Origin of the sequence: Erwinia sp. MMLR14_017 (assembly GCF_033657285.1) — a bacterium.
Taxonomy (GTDB): Bacteria; Pseudomonadota; Gammaproteobacteria; order Enterobacterales; family Enterobacteriaceae; genus Erwinia.
In genome coordinates, this window is record NZ_JAWVWP010000010.1 from 63,290 (window position 1) to 79,872 (window position 16,583).

Below are 16,583 nucleotides of genomic sequence, written 5' to 3' on the forward strand. Positions count from 1 at the left end.
AGTAAGGGTAAGTTGGCGCACACGTCTTCCTCAGTAATGAGGAAATATGCTGGCGGCTGAGCTTGCCTTAACTCCTTCCGCTTTCCTGGCCTTTAGCGAAGTTCGCCTGAATACGCTGTTGCAGATAGTCTGCGGCAGCAATCGCCGGATATTTTTTTTGCGGCCCCAGGATCTCGACTTCTTTATTGGCCTGGCAGAAAAATGCCAGACTGTAGCGCGGGCCCTGATACTCACCCGGCAGCGGACTTCTTACCCGATGGAAATTCGAAGGCAGTTGGTCGTCGCTCCAGCGCATCAGCATGTCGCCGATATTACAGGTGATCACCTCTTCTTTTGGTTCGATGCTGGTCCACTGCTGGCTTTCGTGATCTTTGCCCGGGCACACTTGCAATCCGCCCTGACCAGGACGCTGGAACAACAGCGTCAGACAATCGAAGTCGGTATGCGCTCCGGCACGCCACATCCCTTGTTCAGACTGCTCTGTCGCATAGTAATGCAGCATGCGCAGTGTGCTCTGATAGGTTTGCTCATCAGGATTGTGTGCCTGCTCGAAAAAGTGCTCAGGGAAACCGAGCTTCAGAGCGAAGCAGGACAATAACTTCATCCCCAGCGCCCAACACTGCGACTCAAAGGCCAGCATCGTCTCTTTGAATGCAGGCAACTCTTGATCGCTCGGCCATAAGCCTTCCATCAACGGACGGGTTATCTGATAAGACTCTTTCTGATCAGGGGTTTTGGTTGAAGGACGCACCTGAGACTTATTTTCCCACCCGGCGTTTCTCGCCAGCGGATACTGCGCTTTTACTTCATCCGGCAGAGAGAAGAATGATTCTGTGATGCTGAAGGCGTGACGAATATCGTTCAGCTCAATGCCGTGGTTGCTCACCTGGAAGAAGCCAATTTCAACAGCGGCCTGCCAGAGCTGGTCGGCGATCTCGCTTTTGCGTTGATCGAAGTCAGAGAGGTCAATACAGCGAACTTCGCGGGCAAAAGTCTCTTCACCCATAGCGCCCATCAGCGCCTCTTTTTCCAGTTCCTGCAGCCCGTAGCTTTGAGAGTGGTTTGACTGTGACATGTTCATTTTCCTCTTTATTGGATAGGGTTAACCAGCTGCACGCTGTTGTAGGGTACGAACCGCAGACATCGCCTGATGGCGCATCTCTTCAAGGTCGAGACCGGGCACCACATCGTCTTCAACGATCACCTTACCGTTAATCATTAAGGCTTTGAGTGAGGCGCGGCCGCCGCAGGCAACAGGACCAATCGCCATATCATGCAGTCCGAAGTAGCGCGGGTCGTCGAGCCGGTAAATGGCAATGTCAGCCAGCATGCCTGGCTGCAATGAACCACTTTTTTGCAGACCCAGGATCTGAGCCCCGCCAGCCGTTCCCCAACGCACCACATCTTCGATGGTCGCCGCGTCGCCGCCGCCTTCAAAAGTGCCGCCGTCATAACGTGGCCTGGCTTCCATCCCTTTACGGGCACGCTGTAACAACCAGGCGGCGTGGGTTTCGCTCTGCATATCAGCCGCTTCATTCGAGGCGGCGCCGTCAACACCCAGCGAGATGGGCACGCCCGCTTTTTCCAGCGCCAACAGATCGGCAATGCCGCTGCCCAACCGCCCGTTACTTTGCGGACAATGCGCAATCCCGGTGCGGGTATTCCCCAGCATGGCGATCTCTTCCGGCAGCAACTTCACCAGATGCGCAAACCATACATCGTCACCCAGCCAGTCATGCGCGGCGCAGAACTGCACCGGCGTCATCGCAAACTTGTCGCGTGCCACATCCAGATAATCTACCGTCTCTGAAAGATGGCTGTGCAAACGGATGCCCAGACGACGAGCCAGTTTAGCCATTTCACGCAACTGAGAACCCGGTGCCGAATGCAACAGCGTCGTCGGTGCCATCACCACCCGGCGCAAAGATTCCGGCCTTGGGTCGTGATAACGGCCAACCAGTCGTTCCATGTCTGCCATATAAGCGTCATAGTTTTCCGGGCGGAGCGCTTTGGGTAACTCTTTCTCAATCGACCTTCCCTGCGTTGCTCCGCCACGACACAACACAATACGCATCCCCAGCGCTTTGCCCTCTCTGAAGATAATTTCCGAGGTATCGAACGGCATGTCCGGCCAGTAGAGATAGTTGTGGTCGGCAACGGTCGCGCAGCCGGAACGCAGAAGTTCGATCAGGCCGATGCGCACCGCCAGACGAAAAGTCTGCTCATCAAACGTTGAGCGAAAACGGTAAGGCGTGGCGCTTAACCAGCCAGTCAGGCTTTTGTTCAGCCCTTGAGGCTCACCTTTCAGCAAGGACTGGAACAGATGATGATGGGTATTTACCCACGCCGGATACACCACGCAGTCTCGGGCATCGATCTGCCGCTCTTCAGCTTCAGCCGTTAACGCGCCCATCGCCTCGATAACCCCGTTGCGAACCCGAATATCCGGCCCGCTGTGTCGGGCTGCTTCACCAGGTAAGCCAGTCAGAATCGCGTGCGCGTTTTTAATCAGTAATGAGTCAGAAACCATCGCAACGCTCCTCAGGGTTTGACCTGCATATGTTCGACAAACTCGGTGGTCCAGGCCTGCTTCCAGTCGGTGTCGGCTTTCAGCAATTTAGCGTTAACCATAAAATCACGGGTTTTCTGCCAGCGGGCTTCGGTCATTGTGCCCCAGCCTTTGGTCGCAGCATCACCGCCATCAATCAGATGATGCTGGCTGATTTGCTGAACCGCCCACGCCAACAGGTCGTCAGTCATTTTGGGGTTCTCTTTTTTGATCAGCGCATTGCCCGGGGCCGGGTTTTTCAGGTAGCTCACCCAGCCTTCCATGGAGGCCTGCACGAACTTAGCCATCGCCTCTTTACGGGCACTGATCTGATCAGGACGGGTGATTAAGATGCCGCCATAAGGTGGGTAACCGTGTTCGGAGAACAGGAAGAAATTAGATTTCACCCCGGCTTGTTGCGCCTGAAAAACTTCAGAGCTGACATAAGCCTGCTGCGCAACATTGCCGTCGGCAACAAAAGGTTGGATGTTGAAGGTATAAGGACGCACCTGAGAATCTTTCAGGTGGTAACGTTCTTTCAGCCATGGCCACCAGGTTGCCTGACCAGAACTGGACACCAGAATGGTTTTATCCTGCAGGCCTTCAAGTGAAGTCACCGAAGCGTGAGTCAGCAAGCCCTGAGGATCAAACTGGAAAGGTGCGGCGATGGCTTTAGCCTGAAAACCGCGCTGGACCGCCTCAAGCAGCTGAAGATCATAGCCGATGATGACGTCTGCGCGCTTCGCTAATAGTAACTGCATACCGTTAACCTGCGGACCGCCAGACTGAATGCTGACATCCAGGCCGTAACGTTTATAGAGGCCGGTTGCCAGCGCCTGGTAATAGCCGCCCTGCTCCGCCTGCGCGTACCAGGAAGTCAACAAAGCGATTTTCTCTTCAGCGCTGGCAGACGAGGAAACAGCCCCCAACATCATCGTGCTCAGCACGCAGTAAGACAGGCAAATGCGGGATGGTAATTTCATTGCTTCTCTCCTTATCGTTGCCGGAGAGAGGACAAGCAGATGCAGCTCAGCCTCCCAATCCGGCGCAAAATGAACCGCAAAATGGTTGCTGAGCAATGTCCCGCGCACTCTGCTGCACTGACCGCTTCTACTCACTTACAGTAGTACAAAAACCATGCCAACTTCACCCATCGCCATTCAACAGGGTTTGTCGCTGAATTCGTCAGCCAGCGGTCTGCAACATTTGATTCAAAGGAGAGCAACCGCACCAATTTAGTGCAGAAGGAGTCGTTAAAGGCCCGGTGCGTCAATCTGACTGAACAGCACTTCCAGCTGTTTCAGCATCATTGAAGCCGCAAGCGACAGCTGCCTGGAAGGCGCAACGCAAAGTGACAGCGTGAAGGATTTCAGCTGCGGGTCAGTAAGCGGGATAAACACCAGTTCCTCGTCGTAAACTTCATCCATGATGTCCAGCCAGCACAGAATACCAATGCCGATTTTCTCTTTGATCAGCGAGCGGATCATATGGATGTTATTGGAGACCGCCACTTCATTGACCATGCCGCCGTTAATGTTCAGCAGCGCCTCAACTGGCCCGGAAAGCATCAGCGGTGCCGAGGGGATAATAAAAGGATATTCAAGGCATTGGTTAAAGCGCACGCCGTTACTTCTCTCCAGCGGATGCCCTTTCGGCACGACAATCCCCAGATTGATTTCAGCGAAAGCCTGCACCTGCAATTCTTTCGAACTTTGTGGGTTAAGCATAATGCCAAAGTCCGCATCGCCGGAGATCAACGCCTGCTGGATATCGATGTTATTCATGGTGGTCAGCGTGAACGAGATGTTCGGATAGTCCTGATGCACTTTCTTGAGCATCGACGAGAAGAAGTGCCGGTTGATGGCATCAATAGTTGCGATGCGCACGTGGCCTCGCCGCAGCCCACGCAGGTCATCAAGCTGTTCACGCACCCGAGAAAAATCCTTCTTCCAGTTATTGGCGGCATGCAGCAATAACTCACCCGCCGCCGTCAGCCGCAGCCCGGTTGGATGCCGTTCAAACAGCGGCATCGCCAGCTCTTTTTCCACCCTCAGGATCTGCCGGTCAATGGAGGAAGCGGCCACATGCAGGATATCAGAAGCCTTGCGGAACGACCCCTGACGGGCAACTTCAGTGAAATAGAACAGAAACTTTGAGAAGGCAAACATGGGGTAGGTGCTCTCTTTTATGCAATGGGATGTGCGAATCAAAGCTCTGGACGCAACACTTTTATAGCAATAACGTAGCTTTCATTGCAACGGGAACAATCGTTTCATCACTCAAAAAAGAGTCTAACCTCGCTACGGTAAAACATAATGAAAGACGCCGAAATAATTCCTGTCACGATTAAATCGATGACTGAAAATGGTTGCGGAAACCTGTTATTGCAGTTAATTGCACAGCAGAATTATTCCTTGCCGAAATATTTAGCTGGCGCGCACATTGACGTTTATATTCCTGAGATTGGCCCCCGCCAATATTCTCTCTGTAGCAAAGAAAGTCACGGGGATTACTACGAAGTCTGCGTAAAACTCGCTGAAAAGTCTTCCGGCGGCTCGCATCATATTCACCACCATTTTAAACCTGGCGACAGCCTGACTATCTCGGCTCCCCGCAATCATTTTCCGTTACCTGGTGCTAAGCGTTATCTGCTGCTGGCCGGCGGGATCGGTATTACGCCTTTACTGGCAATGGCTGAAGAAATCGCCACTGTTGGCGGTGAGTTTGAACTGCACTACTACGTCTCAAATGCTTTGCAGGCCGCTTTCCTGCCACGTTTGCGCGCAGCGGCACTGGCTAATCGAGTGTTTCTTCATTACAGCGAAGCAAACGATTCCCTGCGCAAGAAAACGCCGCACAGCCTGACTCAGGCAGACCCACAAACCAAGGTAATTGCCTGCGGGCCAGACGGTTTTATTCAGCGACTACAGGACATTATGCATCAGCATAACTGGCAGCCCGATCAATTACATTTTGAGCGTTTCAGCAACCCTGAATTAACCAACCAAACCGGCAATAGCGAATTTCATATTGAGCTGAGTTCAACCGGACAGCGTTTTCTGGTGAGTCCGGATCAGACGATTGCTGAAGTCTTACTGAGCGCCAAAGTCGATATTATGCTCTCCTGTGAACAAGGTATTTGTGGCTCCTGTATTACTGATATCGTCAGCGGTATTCCCGATCACAGGGATTGTGTGCTGACTGACGAAGAAAAAGCCGGGAACACGCAAATAACGGTGTGCTGTTCACGCGCTAAATCCTCTCTTCTGGTCCTTGACCTGTGATGATGACGCCTACTCCCGGGATGAGCCTGACCAAACCAACTTCGCCATTAACAGGTCTTGCCAACGTCCGTCTTCCGGCGTGGCTGCTTCCGGCTGAATGGCCGCAGCAGCACGGAGAACCCGTCGCAGCAGATATCCGCTTTGCAGAGGGTAAGATTTCATCGCTGGTGCCTTCTCAGCTTGAACAGGATGAGTTGTGGGATGTTCAGGGCGCTTTAGCTTTGCCAGGCCTGGTTGAGCCGCATACGCATCTGGATAAAACCTTCACGATTCGCCGCAGCCGTCCTTCAAGGCCTGGTTTATTAGCTGCAATTGAAACCCTGCACAAGGATCGTCAGCACTGGAGCGCTGAGGATATCCACCAGCGTGCGGCACAAGCACTGGCATGGGCTGCGGCTAACGGCGTAACCCATTTACGGACGCATATCGACTGGTTCGAACTTACTCCGCCGGTAGCCTGGTATGAAATGGCCAACCTTCAACAACCAGGCGTCACTCTGCAGCAAGTGGCTCTGGCCCCGCTTGGCTTTTTTGCTGATGCGGAAGCAGCAAACAGCATCGCCCGTGCGGTGGCGCAAAGCGGTGAACACTGCCTGTTAGGCGGGTTTATCCACTCCTCCAACTGGGATCCAGCCGCGATGGCTAACCTGATGCACAGCGCCACACGTTGGGATCTTGATCTGGATTTACATATCGACGAAGAGCTTAGCGATAAGGCTAACGGCCTGGTCTGGCTTGCCAATTACCTCAGTGAAAATGAGTTCAGCGGCCACATCTGTTGCAGCCACGGCTGCGCGCTGGCTTCCGGCACTGAACAACAGCAACGGGAAGTGCTGAGTGTGTTGGCTCAGCATCGCGTCACGCTGATCGCCCTGCCGATGACCAATTTGCTGTTGCAGGACGCTGTTATGGGGCAAACGCCGCGCCAGCGAGGGATCACCTTGTTGAAAGAAGCTCAAGCGGCAGGCGTTCCTGTGCTGTTGGGTTGCGACAACGTGCAGGATGCTTTCTGCCCGGCAGGCAGCTATGACCCGCTGGATACGCTGAGCTGCGGACTATTTGCTCTTCAGCTGGACACCGTGTTTGACCAGCACTCACACCTCATTTGCAATCCCGCTCCGCTGACAAACACAGCGCAGCCGGAGTTGCCGCTGGCAGTGGGCACCGCCGCCAGCCTGGTTATTTTCCCTGGAAGCGACAGCGTTACCTGGCCTTTAAACAGCGCAGCTCGTGTGGTTATCCACCACGGCAAGCTGAGTTATCAACGTCTATGGCAAGCGGAGTTTTGATATGAGTCTTGAAGCCGGAGCGGGCAAACCGCTCGCTAAATATGCCGCCTGGCGCCGCGCCGGGGATTTCATCTTTCTCTCCGGCATTATCCCCGTCAATCCTCAGAGCGCGACTATCGTGCGGGGTTTTCAGGATATTCCTGTCGAAGCTCGTGTGCTGCTGGGTGAAACCGGGGAATTCTCTACCGATGCCAAACAAGGCCCCATTCTTGCACAGAGTTGGTATGTGCTGGAAAGCATCCGCCGCACCATTGAAGAAGCGGGTGGCGAGATGAGCGACGTGATCAAACTGGTGCAGTACTTCCGCAACCTCGATCACTTCCCGTATTACAGCCGGGTGAGAAAACTGTTTTATCCCGGGCAGCCGCCAGTTTCTACGGTGGTGCAGGTCAGTGAAATGCTGCCAGCTGCTGAGGTATTGATTGAAGTTGAAGCCACGGCCTGGCTCCCGCCATCCCGCTTAACAAAATAATGTCTGACAACGAGGCCAGTATGATTAACGGTTATATTCCCGCAGCTCGTTTCCTCCCCTTCCTGAGTTGGACGGCGATTGCTGCCCTGCCAGACAAAGCCAATACCGTTATCGTATTGCCGACTGGCGCCATCGAACAGCACGGCCCGCATCTGCCTTGTTCAGTGGACAGCGTGATCTCTTCTGGCGTGGCTGGCCACGCGCTGGCGCGTTTGCCAAAAGAGATCCCAGCCTATGCCATTCCTCCGGTGACTTATGGCAAGTCTGACGAGCATCTGAATTTTCCCGGCACGTTGACCTTAACCGGCGACACGCTGTTGCAGACCCTCCTGGAGATTGCCGAATCGGTATATCGCGCCGGATTCCGCAAACTGCTGCTGATTAACGGTCACGGCGGTCAGCCGCAGGTATTACAGATGGCCTCACGCGAGATGCGTCTGCGCCACGGCGATATGATCATGATCCCTCATGACGTGTTCCGTGTACCAAACGTTGAAAACCAGTATCTGAGCGCGCAAGAACAAAAAATGGCGATGCACGCCGGTCATAGTGAAACCGCCGTGATGCTGGCGCTGGCTCCTGAGTGCGTGCATATGGAGCATGCGGTAGCCAACTATCCACCAGAATTCCCTTGCCCGACGCTCTCCAGCAGCCGTCCGGCCGCAGCCTGGGCTTCTTACGATTTCGGCCCAAGCGGCGTGATTGGCGACCCTACTCAGGCCACCGTTGAACAAGGCCACGCGATCCTCGACTCGCTGGCTGCCAGTTGGGCACAAGCTATTACCGAGATCCACCAAATGAAATGGAAGGTACGCAGCGAACCCACCTGGGGCAAACACCACTGGAACGGCTTTGTGCAGACATCTTTTACTCCTCCTTCATCTTCTTTTGTCTCTGAATAAAGGAATAACTCTGATGAATACCATGCGCGCACCAGGCTATACCCTGACCGCCCTGATGCTGGCCGGAACCTCTTTCTCCACTCTGGCAGAAGAAAAATTCACCTTCCTGACCAACTGGTACGCTCAGGCGGAACACGGCGGCTTTTATGAAGCGCAGGCCAAAGGACTGTATAAAAATGCCGGACTGGACGTCAGCATCAAGATGGGCGGCCCACAGGTTAACGTGATGCAGTTGATGGCCGCAGGCCAGGCTGACTGTACGTTGGGTGATAATGGTCAGGCGCTGGAAACCTGGCAGGCTGGCGTCCACGCGATGACGGTAGCCACGGTGTTCCAGCATTCGCCAACCGTGTTTATCAGCCATTACAAGGTCACTGAGGGTGAGGAACTAAAAGACAAAACTTTCCTTCTTGCCACAGAAGCCTATACCTCGTTCTGGCCATGGGCCAAAAGCGAACTGGGCCTGGCTAATGCCAAAATCCGCCCTTACACCTTCAGCGTGCAGCCTTTCCTTGCGGACAATAATCTGGTGCAGCAGGGCTATGTCACCTCCGAGCCTTTCTCGGTACAAAAAGGTGGCAAGCCGTTCTACGTCTATCCGCTCAGCGACTGGGGTTACCCTCCGTACGGCAACTCAATCATCTGTATGGCCGACACAGTTAAAAACCATCCAACAGCGGTAGCTGCTTTTGTCAAAGCCTCGATGGAAGGCTGGAAACAGTATCTGCAGGATCCCACCGCTGGCAACGTGCTGATCAATAAAGCTAATCCGCGCATGGGCGCTGACCAGATCGCCTTCGGCATTGCCCAGATGAAAAAATACCAGTTGGTCACCGGCGGCGACGCGCAAACCGGCGGCATTGGCATAATCACCGAGCCTCGTCTGAAAGAGACCTGGGATATGTTGGTGAAAAACAAACTGATCGCTGCCGAAAAAGTGCCGTTTGAGCAGACTTATACCCTCGACATGATCAAAGACGCAAGGGTTATGCCATGAATTCCGCCCCTAAACTGACGGTTATGAGCGAGGTGCGATCCACCAGCGCTCCTCCACAGTCAGCCATTGAGGTGCTGTCTGCGGAGAAGATTTACAGCAACGGCACACGTGCGTTGTTACCGGTTAATCTGACCATCAATCAGGGTGAATTTATCACCCTGCTTGGCCCCTCAGGCTGCGGTAAAAGTACGCTGTTGAAGATGGTGGCAGGTCTGATCGAACCTACCGACGGCAAGCTGATGTTGTGGCGTCGTGACAGCCGTGAAAAGGCGCAGGAACCGCTTTCCTTTGTATTCCAGGAAGCCACGCTGATGCCATGGTGCAATGTGCACAACAACGTTCGCCTGCCGCTGGATCTGGGGGGTGTTCCGCGAGCAGAAGCCAATACGCGAGTAAGCGAAGCACTGGAACTGGTTGGTCTGGGCAAGTTTGCCAAAGTCCTGCCGCGTGAGCTGTCAGGCGGGATGCAAATGCGTGTTTCCATCGCTCGCGGGCTGGTAACACGACCAAAACTGCTGCTGATGGATGAACCTTTTGGTGCCCTCGACGAGATCACGCGCAACAAGCTGGACAGCGATCTGCTGCGTCTGTGGCGTGAACAAGGGTTAACGGTAGTGTTCGTCACCCACTCAATTCACGAAGCCGTCTTTCTCTCGCAGCGGGTAATCATGATGGCGGCCAGGCCAGGACGAGTGGTGGAAGATATCGCCATCGCCGAACCTTTCCCCCGCCATGAAGAGTTCCGCGTCAGCCCGGCATTTTCTGTTTATGCGAAGCGCTTACAGGACAGCCTCCTGCAAGCCAGCCAGTCAGGAAAGGAATAACACCATGCAGACTCAAAAATCGACTCCCTGGGCCAGCAACCCGACTTTCCGCAAGATCCTTTACCCGGCGTTGGTGGCCGTAGGGGTGATTTTGCTGTGGCAGGGCTGGGTCAGCTATTTCAAAATCCCTCAGTTCCTGGTGCCTTCGCCGGTTGTAATGTTGCAAAGCCTGTGGACCAATTTCGGCTCGCTGATGATGGCGCTGCTGTTCACGCTGAAAATCACCCTTATCTCGTTTGTGCTGTCGATCATTATCGGCTCAGCGGTGGCGTTTGTGCTGGTACAGAACCGCTTTGTTGAAACGGCGCTGTTCCCTTACATCGTGTTCTTGCAGGTGACGCCGATTGTGGCGATCGCCCCGCTGATTATCATCTGGGTGAAAGACACCACGCTCTCTTTGGTGGTCTGCTCTACGCTGATGGCGGTGTTTCCGATTATCTCCAACACCACGCAGGGACTACGCAGCGTCTCTCCGGGCCTGCTGAGCTACTTCCAGCTGAGCCACGCCAGTCGTCTGCAAATTCTAATCCGCCTGCGTATTCCTTCTGCCCTGCCTTACTTCTTTGGCGCGCTGCGCATTTCCAGTGGGCTGTCACTGATTGGGGCGGTGGTAGCCGAGTTCGTAGCGGGCGCTGGCGGTAACAACACCGGGCTGGCTTACCAGATATTACAGGCAGGTTATCAGCTCGATATTCCGCTGATGTTTGCTGCCTTGCTGTTGATTTCGCTGGCCGGGATCGTCCTGTTTGGCGTGATGTCGTGGATTTCCCGCCGCGCACTGAGTGCCTGGCATGAAAGCGAAGCCGTGCAGTCCCACTAATTTGATCCTCAATTTGCCGACAGGAAGAGTATGGACAGTGAACAACGTAAGAGTGAAGTAGAGCAGATCCTGCTGGCGCTTCCCGACCTGGAGTGGACGCTTCAGGCAGCCAGGGTCAAACGTCTTTCGCGCGATTTTCACTGGTTCAGCCCGGTGCTGAAGCAGCAACTGGAAAACAAGCAGGCTGATGCGGTAGTACGCCCGCGTAATGAAGAAGAGCTGTGTTTGCTGGTTAAAGCCTGCGTGCAGCACAACCTGCCGCTGATTTTACGTGGCGGTGCCACGGGCAACTACGGGCAACTGGTACCGCTTCAGGGTGGCATTCTGGTCGATATGACGGCGTTCAATCAGGTTGTTGAACTCGGCGAAGGCACCGTGCGTGCCCAGGCAGGGATCCGTCTGGCAGAGATTGAGACCGTAACTCGTCCAGCGGGTTGGGAACTGCGCTGTATGCCGTCAACCTATCGTCTGGCTACGCTTGGCGGGCTGTATGGCGGTGGATTTGGCGGCATTGGCTCGATCAACTATGGTCCCCTTGGTGCACCAGGCAACGTGCTGAGCGTTAAAGTGATGACCATGGAAGCGGAGCCACGCATTCTGACCGTTCCTGCTCCACAGGCACTGCTGTTGCATCATGCCTACGGCAGCAACGGCATCGTGCTGGAAGTTGAGTTGGCGCTGGCTCCGGTGCATCAGTGGATTGAACGTCTGGATGTGTTTGATGACTTCACCGATGCACTCGACTATGTCAATGCCTTCGCGCGTTCGCCGGGGCTGGTGAAACGCCAGCTTGCGCTGTTCGCTGCGCCGATCCCGAGTTACTTCAGCCATTTGAACGGCAATTACCAGGCCACTCAACATGCCGTTATCAGCGTGATCGCCGGGCAAAGCGAAGGTTTGTGTGCCGGTCTGTTAGCGAAACATTATGGTCAAGGTGCCGTACGCCAGACTGCCGATGAAGCGCGTGAAACCCATTCTTCGCTGATGGAATACTGCTGGAACCACACTACGCTGCACGCGTTGAAAGTGGACAATACCCTCACCTATTTACAGACGGCGTTTAATTATTCAACTTACCACCAGCAAATTATCGAAATGGCTGACCTGTTCGGCGATGAGGTTATTTCACATATCGAATTCCTGCGTGACAACGATGGCAACGTTACCGCCAGCGGATTGCAATTAATTCGTTATTCCACTGAAGAAAGATTGAACGAAATAATGCAGATATTCCGTGACCATGACGTAAAAATAAACAACCCGCACGTGTTCACAATTGAAGAAGGTAAACAAGGGGAGATTAAAGCCGAGGTAGTTTCTGTTAAAAATTCGCTGGATCCTGCTGGATTACTTAACCCTGGCAAGCTGCAGGGCTGGGAAGTTCGCGACACACTGGCATTACAGAGCGACCCGCTTTTACTGAAAAAGTAACTGTAGCCAAATGATTTTACTGAAGTAAACCTGTAAGGTGCGTTGCTAAAATCAACGCCCTTGCCGCCGGAAGTATGACGGGATACCCAGAAATATAAAATTATCGGCAACTTTGCTGCCGGCAGATCACATTTATTTTTTGACAGGAAGCTATTAATGAAAACAAAAAAGGTCAACTTCGCCTTAAAGTTGAGCGCACTCGTCGTCTTTCAGGCTTTATTAATGGGTAACGTTTTTGCAGCTACGCCAGCCGTTACGGATTGTGATGCTCATGTAGCGGATTCACTGACCGAAATGTTTACCTGCGGCTCAGTCCATGGCAGCCTGCGTAGCCTTTACTATTCTACCCACAATGCGTATTTCTCGCCGGGTTATTCTCAGGATACCGTCAGCTACGGTGGCAGCGTTAAATATGCCACAGCAGAATATTACGGCCTGAGCCTGGGTGTCAGTGGTATTTTGCAACGTGGTATTTCGCATAACGATGACCATCTGATCGGTGAACTGGGTCCAAATGAGACCGGCGTGGGTGAAGCCTATCTGAGCTGGCACTATCAGGACTTCCGTATCACCGCTGGTGACCAAAAGATCGCTATCCCGTTCGTTGGCGATTACGACTGGCGCATCACGCCGATTCTTTTCCGCGGGGTTGATGCTAACTACGGCGACAGCGAGAACTTCCTGCATGCCACCAAAATCACCCGCTATAAACCCTGGGGCGACGACCAGTTTCTGGACACCACCGCCTACACCGATGCAGATGGTCACACTAACGGCATGTGGGGTATTGGCGGAGGACGAGCCATAAAGCTTAATGATAAAAAGCTGACCGGTCAGCTGTGGTACGAGGAATATAACAACTACACCAGGATGGTGTACGGCGACAGCTTCCTGTCGTGGTCAGAAAATCCGATGCAGCCAAAAATCGGTGTGCAGTTTATTCGCGGCTTGAGTCAGGGCGATGCGCTGGCAGGCGAAGTGAACAGCACCAGTTACGGCGCGCAATACGCGATGAACTTCATTCCTTCGCTGCGATGGTCGCTTAACTACGATCGCATCGCCGCCAGTGAGAATGCTTATGGCAATGGCGCGCTGGTCACGCCTTATGCGCATAACACCTCTTCAGGTGCGTACTTTGCGCAACCTTTCTTCACCAGTACTCAGGATCTGGGAAGCGGCAACGCCTGGTCTACCGACCTGAACTGGACCGCTAACGACAATATTTCCCTTGGCAGCCGTTACTCCTTTATGGATTTGACCGCCAGCGCGGGCGCCTCCAGCAGTAATCAATCTGAATACCTGATTTACGGCACCTACAGCTTCGATGGCGTGCTGAAAGGGCTGAGCCTGACTGACTTTGTCGGCGTGCAGACCAACTCCACGTCAGACAAGAACTTCTGGCAGAATCGTCTGGCGTTAGAATATGACTTCTAAGCAGCAACGGGTTTAACCGATCAGGAATAACGGCTTTTGTAATTAAGGCCGTTTTTATTCAGGCAAGGCACCCACCGGGTGTAATCAAAAGTAAATTTCGTATAATAAGCCTCTCCGGCAGGTGTCCTTACCCTCAGCCAGTTTTTTGGCTTCATCACGTATTGCTCTCACATGTCCGGGGAACACTGCTGGACAGATACCAAAAGCCATACGCAAAATCAAAGCTACTCGCCTGCAGTTGCAGGTTTAAGGAAAATCTATGCCAGGTTATATGTTTTTTATCTGTGGCGCAGATATCAAAACGGTTGTCAGCGGCTCAGCGTATGCTGCTCAGCTGTTAGCGTCTCCGGGAACTGAAAAAATTGATTTTGAAACAGAAGCCAGTGACAAGCAGGAAGCACAGCTGAAGCTTAAAACGCATCTTGAAAAAAATAATAAATCCCTTAAAAATTTCACTGGCGACATTACTTTCAGTGCGATTATCGAATCGCTTCTGAGATAGCGCTGAGCCTGAGGCTCAGCGCCCTTCCGCAAAACCCGAAGCAAAGCTTTCCCTCTCACTGACTTCAACAGACTCTTCCCTCGGGTAAAACCCAGCGATAAAAGATCATGGCGCTGTCGCTGTAAACTCAACCACAGATCCGGCATGTTTGCGCCATGTGATTATCCGCGCCATAAGAATTCAAACCGCTACAGGGGAAGGAACAGGGAGTGATGCTTCTGCCTCTCAGCCTCTCCTTTTACCACCGAGCCGCTAACAGCAACGGGCTGAGATCGGCTATGAGCATAAAACGGACTCTGCGGGTCAGAGTGAAGTCTGGCATGTTATAATTAATCACAGTCCGAACTTTGTAGTTAGCTGGTAAAAATTGATGCCAGACAGCGTTATTACCCTCCCTCGCTGTAAGGGATACGCCTTTTGCTGGAATGACTTTTCTGAATAGCTGACGGATTTCCCGTGATTAACATGGAGAAAGAAAATGAAATTTCCTGGGACTCCGGAAAATGAAGAAGAGCGGCTGAAGTCGCTTTATATGATTGATCTACTTGATACCGTAGATGATGAGCGCTTCGAACGTTTAACCAGGATTGGGAAGAAGCTGTTCAATGTATCGATAGCGCTGATTAGCCTGCTCGATCGTGACCGCCAGTGGCTTCTGGCCTGCCAGGGACTTAATACGCGTGAAACCACGCGTGATGTCTCGTTCTGCGGACACACTATTATGCAGGAAGGGCCGTTTATCGTAAACGATGCCCGTCTTGATGAACGTTTTCATGATAACCCACTGGTGACTGGTGAACCCTTTATCCGTTTCTATGCTGGTTATCCAGTGCATCTGCCGGATGGTACGGTGGCTGGAACCCTGTGTCTGATTAACTCCACACCGCGCGATTTTAGTGAGGATGATGTCGCCTCGCTAAAGGACTTGGCATTTATCGTGGAAGATGAATTTCAGGTGATAAACATGGCTATGACCGATAGCCTGACAGGAATTCTTAATCGACGCGGTTTTTACCGTAGCGGGGAAAAGCTTTTTAAGGAACTGAACCGTAATGCAGAGCCGTTCAATATCATCTATTTTGACCTTGATAAATTCAAATCTGTGAATGACCTCTGGGGTCATGGTGAAGGCGATGAGCTGTTGAAAATATTCTCGGCGCAGCTGAAAAAACATTTGAGTACCAAAGAGATCGTTGGTCGGCTGGGTGGTGACGAGTTCGCAGTGTTACTGACAACCGAAAACGATCCCCAGCCTTTTTTGAATAAGCTTCGTGAAGGTCTGGATGCGTATAATCAGCACGGTGAAAAACCTTACAGCATCAACTATTCCTACGGGATACTTAACAGCCATTCAGGTCAATATAGTTCGTTACTCGATATGGTCAAAGAGAGCGATGCTGTAATGTATTCTGAGAAGCGCAGAAAAAAACTGGGATAACAGACCGGATTTTCCGGGCATATTTATTTCTGTGAAGACTACCATTTCAGAGAGTAATGAAAGCATCTGCCCATGGAGCAGTTTTCACTTTCCGGGCCTGATACAGCAAATAAAAATCTTACGTATTGAAATCATCTCAAATGAACCCTGAGCCAGAGCAAAATTCTGCCTGCAAACTGGCAACAGGGATTTCGGATGCTCATTAAACAGAAACGGATAAAAACAGCGCGAGATTTTAACCCTATGTTTTGTAAAACATAGCCTCTAAATGGCGCCATAAGGACACAATTTTAAAACGCACTTTCTTTTTTTATCACATTCATTCAGTAGAGCCACTTTGTTGCCGGGGCAGTCCAACTTTTCTTCCAGCGTCTGCCAAAGCGACTGGTTAAATGGGAGGAAATGAATCACTTTGATATTGCGTAACATACCATTTACCACGTAGCCGAACTCACTCGTTTTAAGCGTACTTCCTGCCCTGAGGAAATACTCTCCCTGATAAAATAAAACTAAACGCAGATTTTTTAAACCCGACAGCAGGGCAAAGCAGACACCTGTTGAAGGACAGACTAAATTTTTTTCAATCACCCACTTCATTTCAGTCTCCTTATGTTCTTTTTATCAACCACATAAGTCCTTATA

At 52.4% G+C, this 16,583-nt stretch carries 16 protein-coding genes; 11 read left to right on the forward strand and 5 right to left on the reverse strand.

Annotated features, from left to right (window positions below; translation table 11 throughout):
- Window positions 1-67: 67 nt before the first annotated feature.
- From SD961_RS16230 to SD961_RS16245, 4 genes are all read right to left on the reverse strand, one after another.
- On the reverse strand, window positions 68-1,075 hold the full coding sequence (locus tag SD961_RS16230; protein ID WP_318791382.1) for an isopenicillin N synthase family dioxygenase: 1,008 nt from the start codon (window positions 1,073-1,075) through the stop codon (window positions 68-70).
- A gap of 27 nt (window positions 1,076-1,102) precedes the next feature.
- Window positions 1,103-2,530 carry an amidohydrolase family protein gene (locus SD961_RS16235; protein ID WP_318791383.1) on the reverse strand — a complete coding sequence of 476 codons (1,428 nt, stop codon included), beginning with the start codon at window positions 2,528-2,530 and terminating at the stop codon, window positions 1,103-1,105.
- Between the two features lie 11 nt (window positions 2,531-2,541).
- Window positions 2,542-3,531 (reverse strand): ABC transporter substrate-binding protein, encoded by a 990-nt coding sequence (locus SD961_RS16240; RefSeq protein ID WP_318791384.1) that lies wholly within the window; start codon window positions 3,529-3,531, stop codon window positions 2,542-2,544.
- Window positions 3,532-3,801: 270 nt separating this feature from the next.
- A complete protein-coding gene (locus tag SD961_RS16245; RefSeq protein ID WP_318791385.1) occupies window positions 3,802-4,716 on the reverse strand; it encodes a LysR family transcriptional regulator in 915 nt (304 codons plus the stop codon).
- A 147-nt stretch (window positions 4,717-4,863) separates the two neighbouring features.
- Between SD961_RS16245 and SD961_RS16250 the strand changes: the two genes are divergently transcribed.
- The 11 genes from SD961_RS16250 to SD961_RS16300 all read left to right on the forward strand — a co-directional run bounded on the left by SD961_RS16250 (window position 4,864) and on the right by SD961_RS16300 (window position 15,941).
- A complete protein-coding gene (locus SD961_RS16250; protein WP_318791386.1) occupies window positions 4,864-5,832 on the forward strand; it encodes a PDR/VanB family oxidoreductase in 969 nt (322 codons plus the stop codon).
- Between the two features lie 20 nt (window positions 5,833-5,852).
- Window positions 5,853-7,121, forward strand: a complete 1,269-nt coding sequence (locus tag SD961_RS16255; protein WP_318791495.1) for an amidohydrolase family protein — start codon at window positions 5,853-5,855, stop codon at window positions 7,119-7,121.
- A gap of 1 nt (window position 7,122) precedes the next feature.
- Window positions 7,123-7,593: a RidA family protein gene (locus SD961_RS16260; protein ID WP_318791387.1), complete on the forward strand. Its 471-nt coding sequence runs from the start codon at window positions 7,123-7,125 to the stop codon at window positions 7,591-7,593.
- A gap of 20 nt (window positions 7,594-7,613) precedes the next feature.
- Complete coding sequence (locus SD961_RS16265) at window positions 7,614-8,495, forward strand: creatininase family protein (protein ID WP_318791388.1); 882 nt, start codon at window positions 7,614-7,616, stop codon at window positions 8,493-8,495.
- A gap of 13 nt (window positions 8,496-8,508) precedes the next feature.
- Window positions 8,509-9,492, forward strand: a complete 984-nt coding sequence (locus SD961_RS16270; RefSeq protein ID WP_318791389.1) for an ABC transporter substrate-binding protein — start codon at window positions 8,509-8,511, stop codon at window positions 9,490-9,492.
- A complete protein-coding gene (locus SD961_RS16275) occupies window positions 9,489-10,316 on the forward strand; it encodes an ABC transporter ATP-binding protein (RefSeq protein ID WP_318791390.1) in 828 nt (275 codons plus the stop codon). The genes SD961_RS16270 and SD961_RS16275 overlap by 4 nt, the downstream gene beginning before the upstream one ends.
- A 4-nt stretch (window positions 10,317-10,320) precedes the next feature.
- Complete coding sequence (locus SD961_RS16280) at window positions 10,321-11,136, forward strand: ABC transporter permease (protein ID WP_318791391.1); 816 nt, start codon at window positions 10,321-10,323, stop codon at window positions 11,134-11,136.
- Between the two features lie 30 nt (window positions 11,137-11,166).
- On the forward strand, window positions 11,167-12,567 hold the full coding sequence (locus tag SD961_RS16285) for an FAD-binding oxidoreductase (RefSeq protein ID WP_318791392.1): 1,401 nt from the start codon (window positions 11,167-11,169) through the stop codon (window positions 12,565-12,567).
- Between the two features lie 156 nt (window positions 12,568-12,723).
- Window positions 12,724-14,001 carry a TonB-dependent receptor gene (locus SD961_RS16290; RefSeq protein WP_318791393.1) on the forward strand — a complete coding sequence of 426 codons (1,278 nt, stop codon included), beginning with the start codon at window positions 12,724-12,726 and terminating at the stop codon, window positions 13,999-14,001.
- Window positions 14,002-14,260: 259 nt separating this feature from the next.
- Window positions 14,261-14,503 (forward strand): hypothetical protein, encoded by a 243-nt coding sequence (locus tag SD961_RS16295; RefSeq protein WP_318791394.1) that lies wholly within the window; start codon window positions 14,261-14,263, stop codon window positions 14,501-14,503.
- A 478-nt stretch (window positions 14,504-14,981) separates the two neighbouring features.
- On the forward strand, window positions 14,982-15,941 hold the full coding sequence (locus SD961_RS16300; RefSeq protein WP_318791395.1) for a sensor domain-containing diguanylate cyclase: 960 nt from the start codon (window positions 14,982-14,984) through the stop codon (window positions 15,939-15,941).
- Between the two features lie 264 nt (window positions 15,942-16,205).
- Here SD961_RS16300 and iraM read toward each other — a convergent pair whose 3' ends face one another.
- Entirely contained in the window at window positions 16,206-16,538 is a 333-nt protein-coding gene (gene iraM, locus SD961_RS16305) for an anti-adapter protein IraM (RefSeq protein WP_318791396.1), read from the reverse strand.
- Window positions 16,539-16,583: the final 45 nt, after the last annotated feature.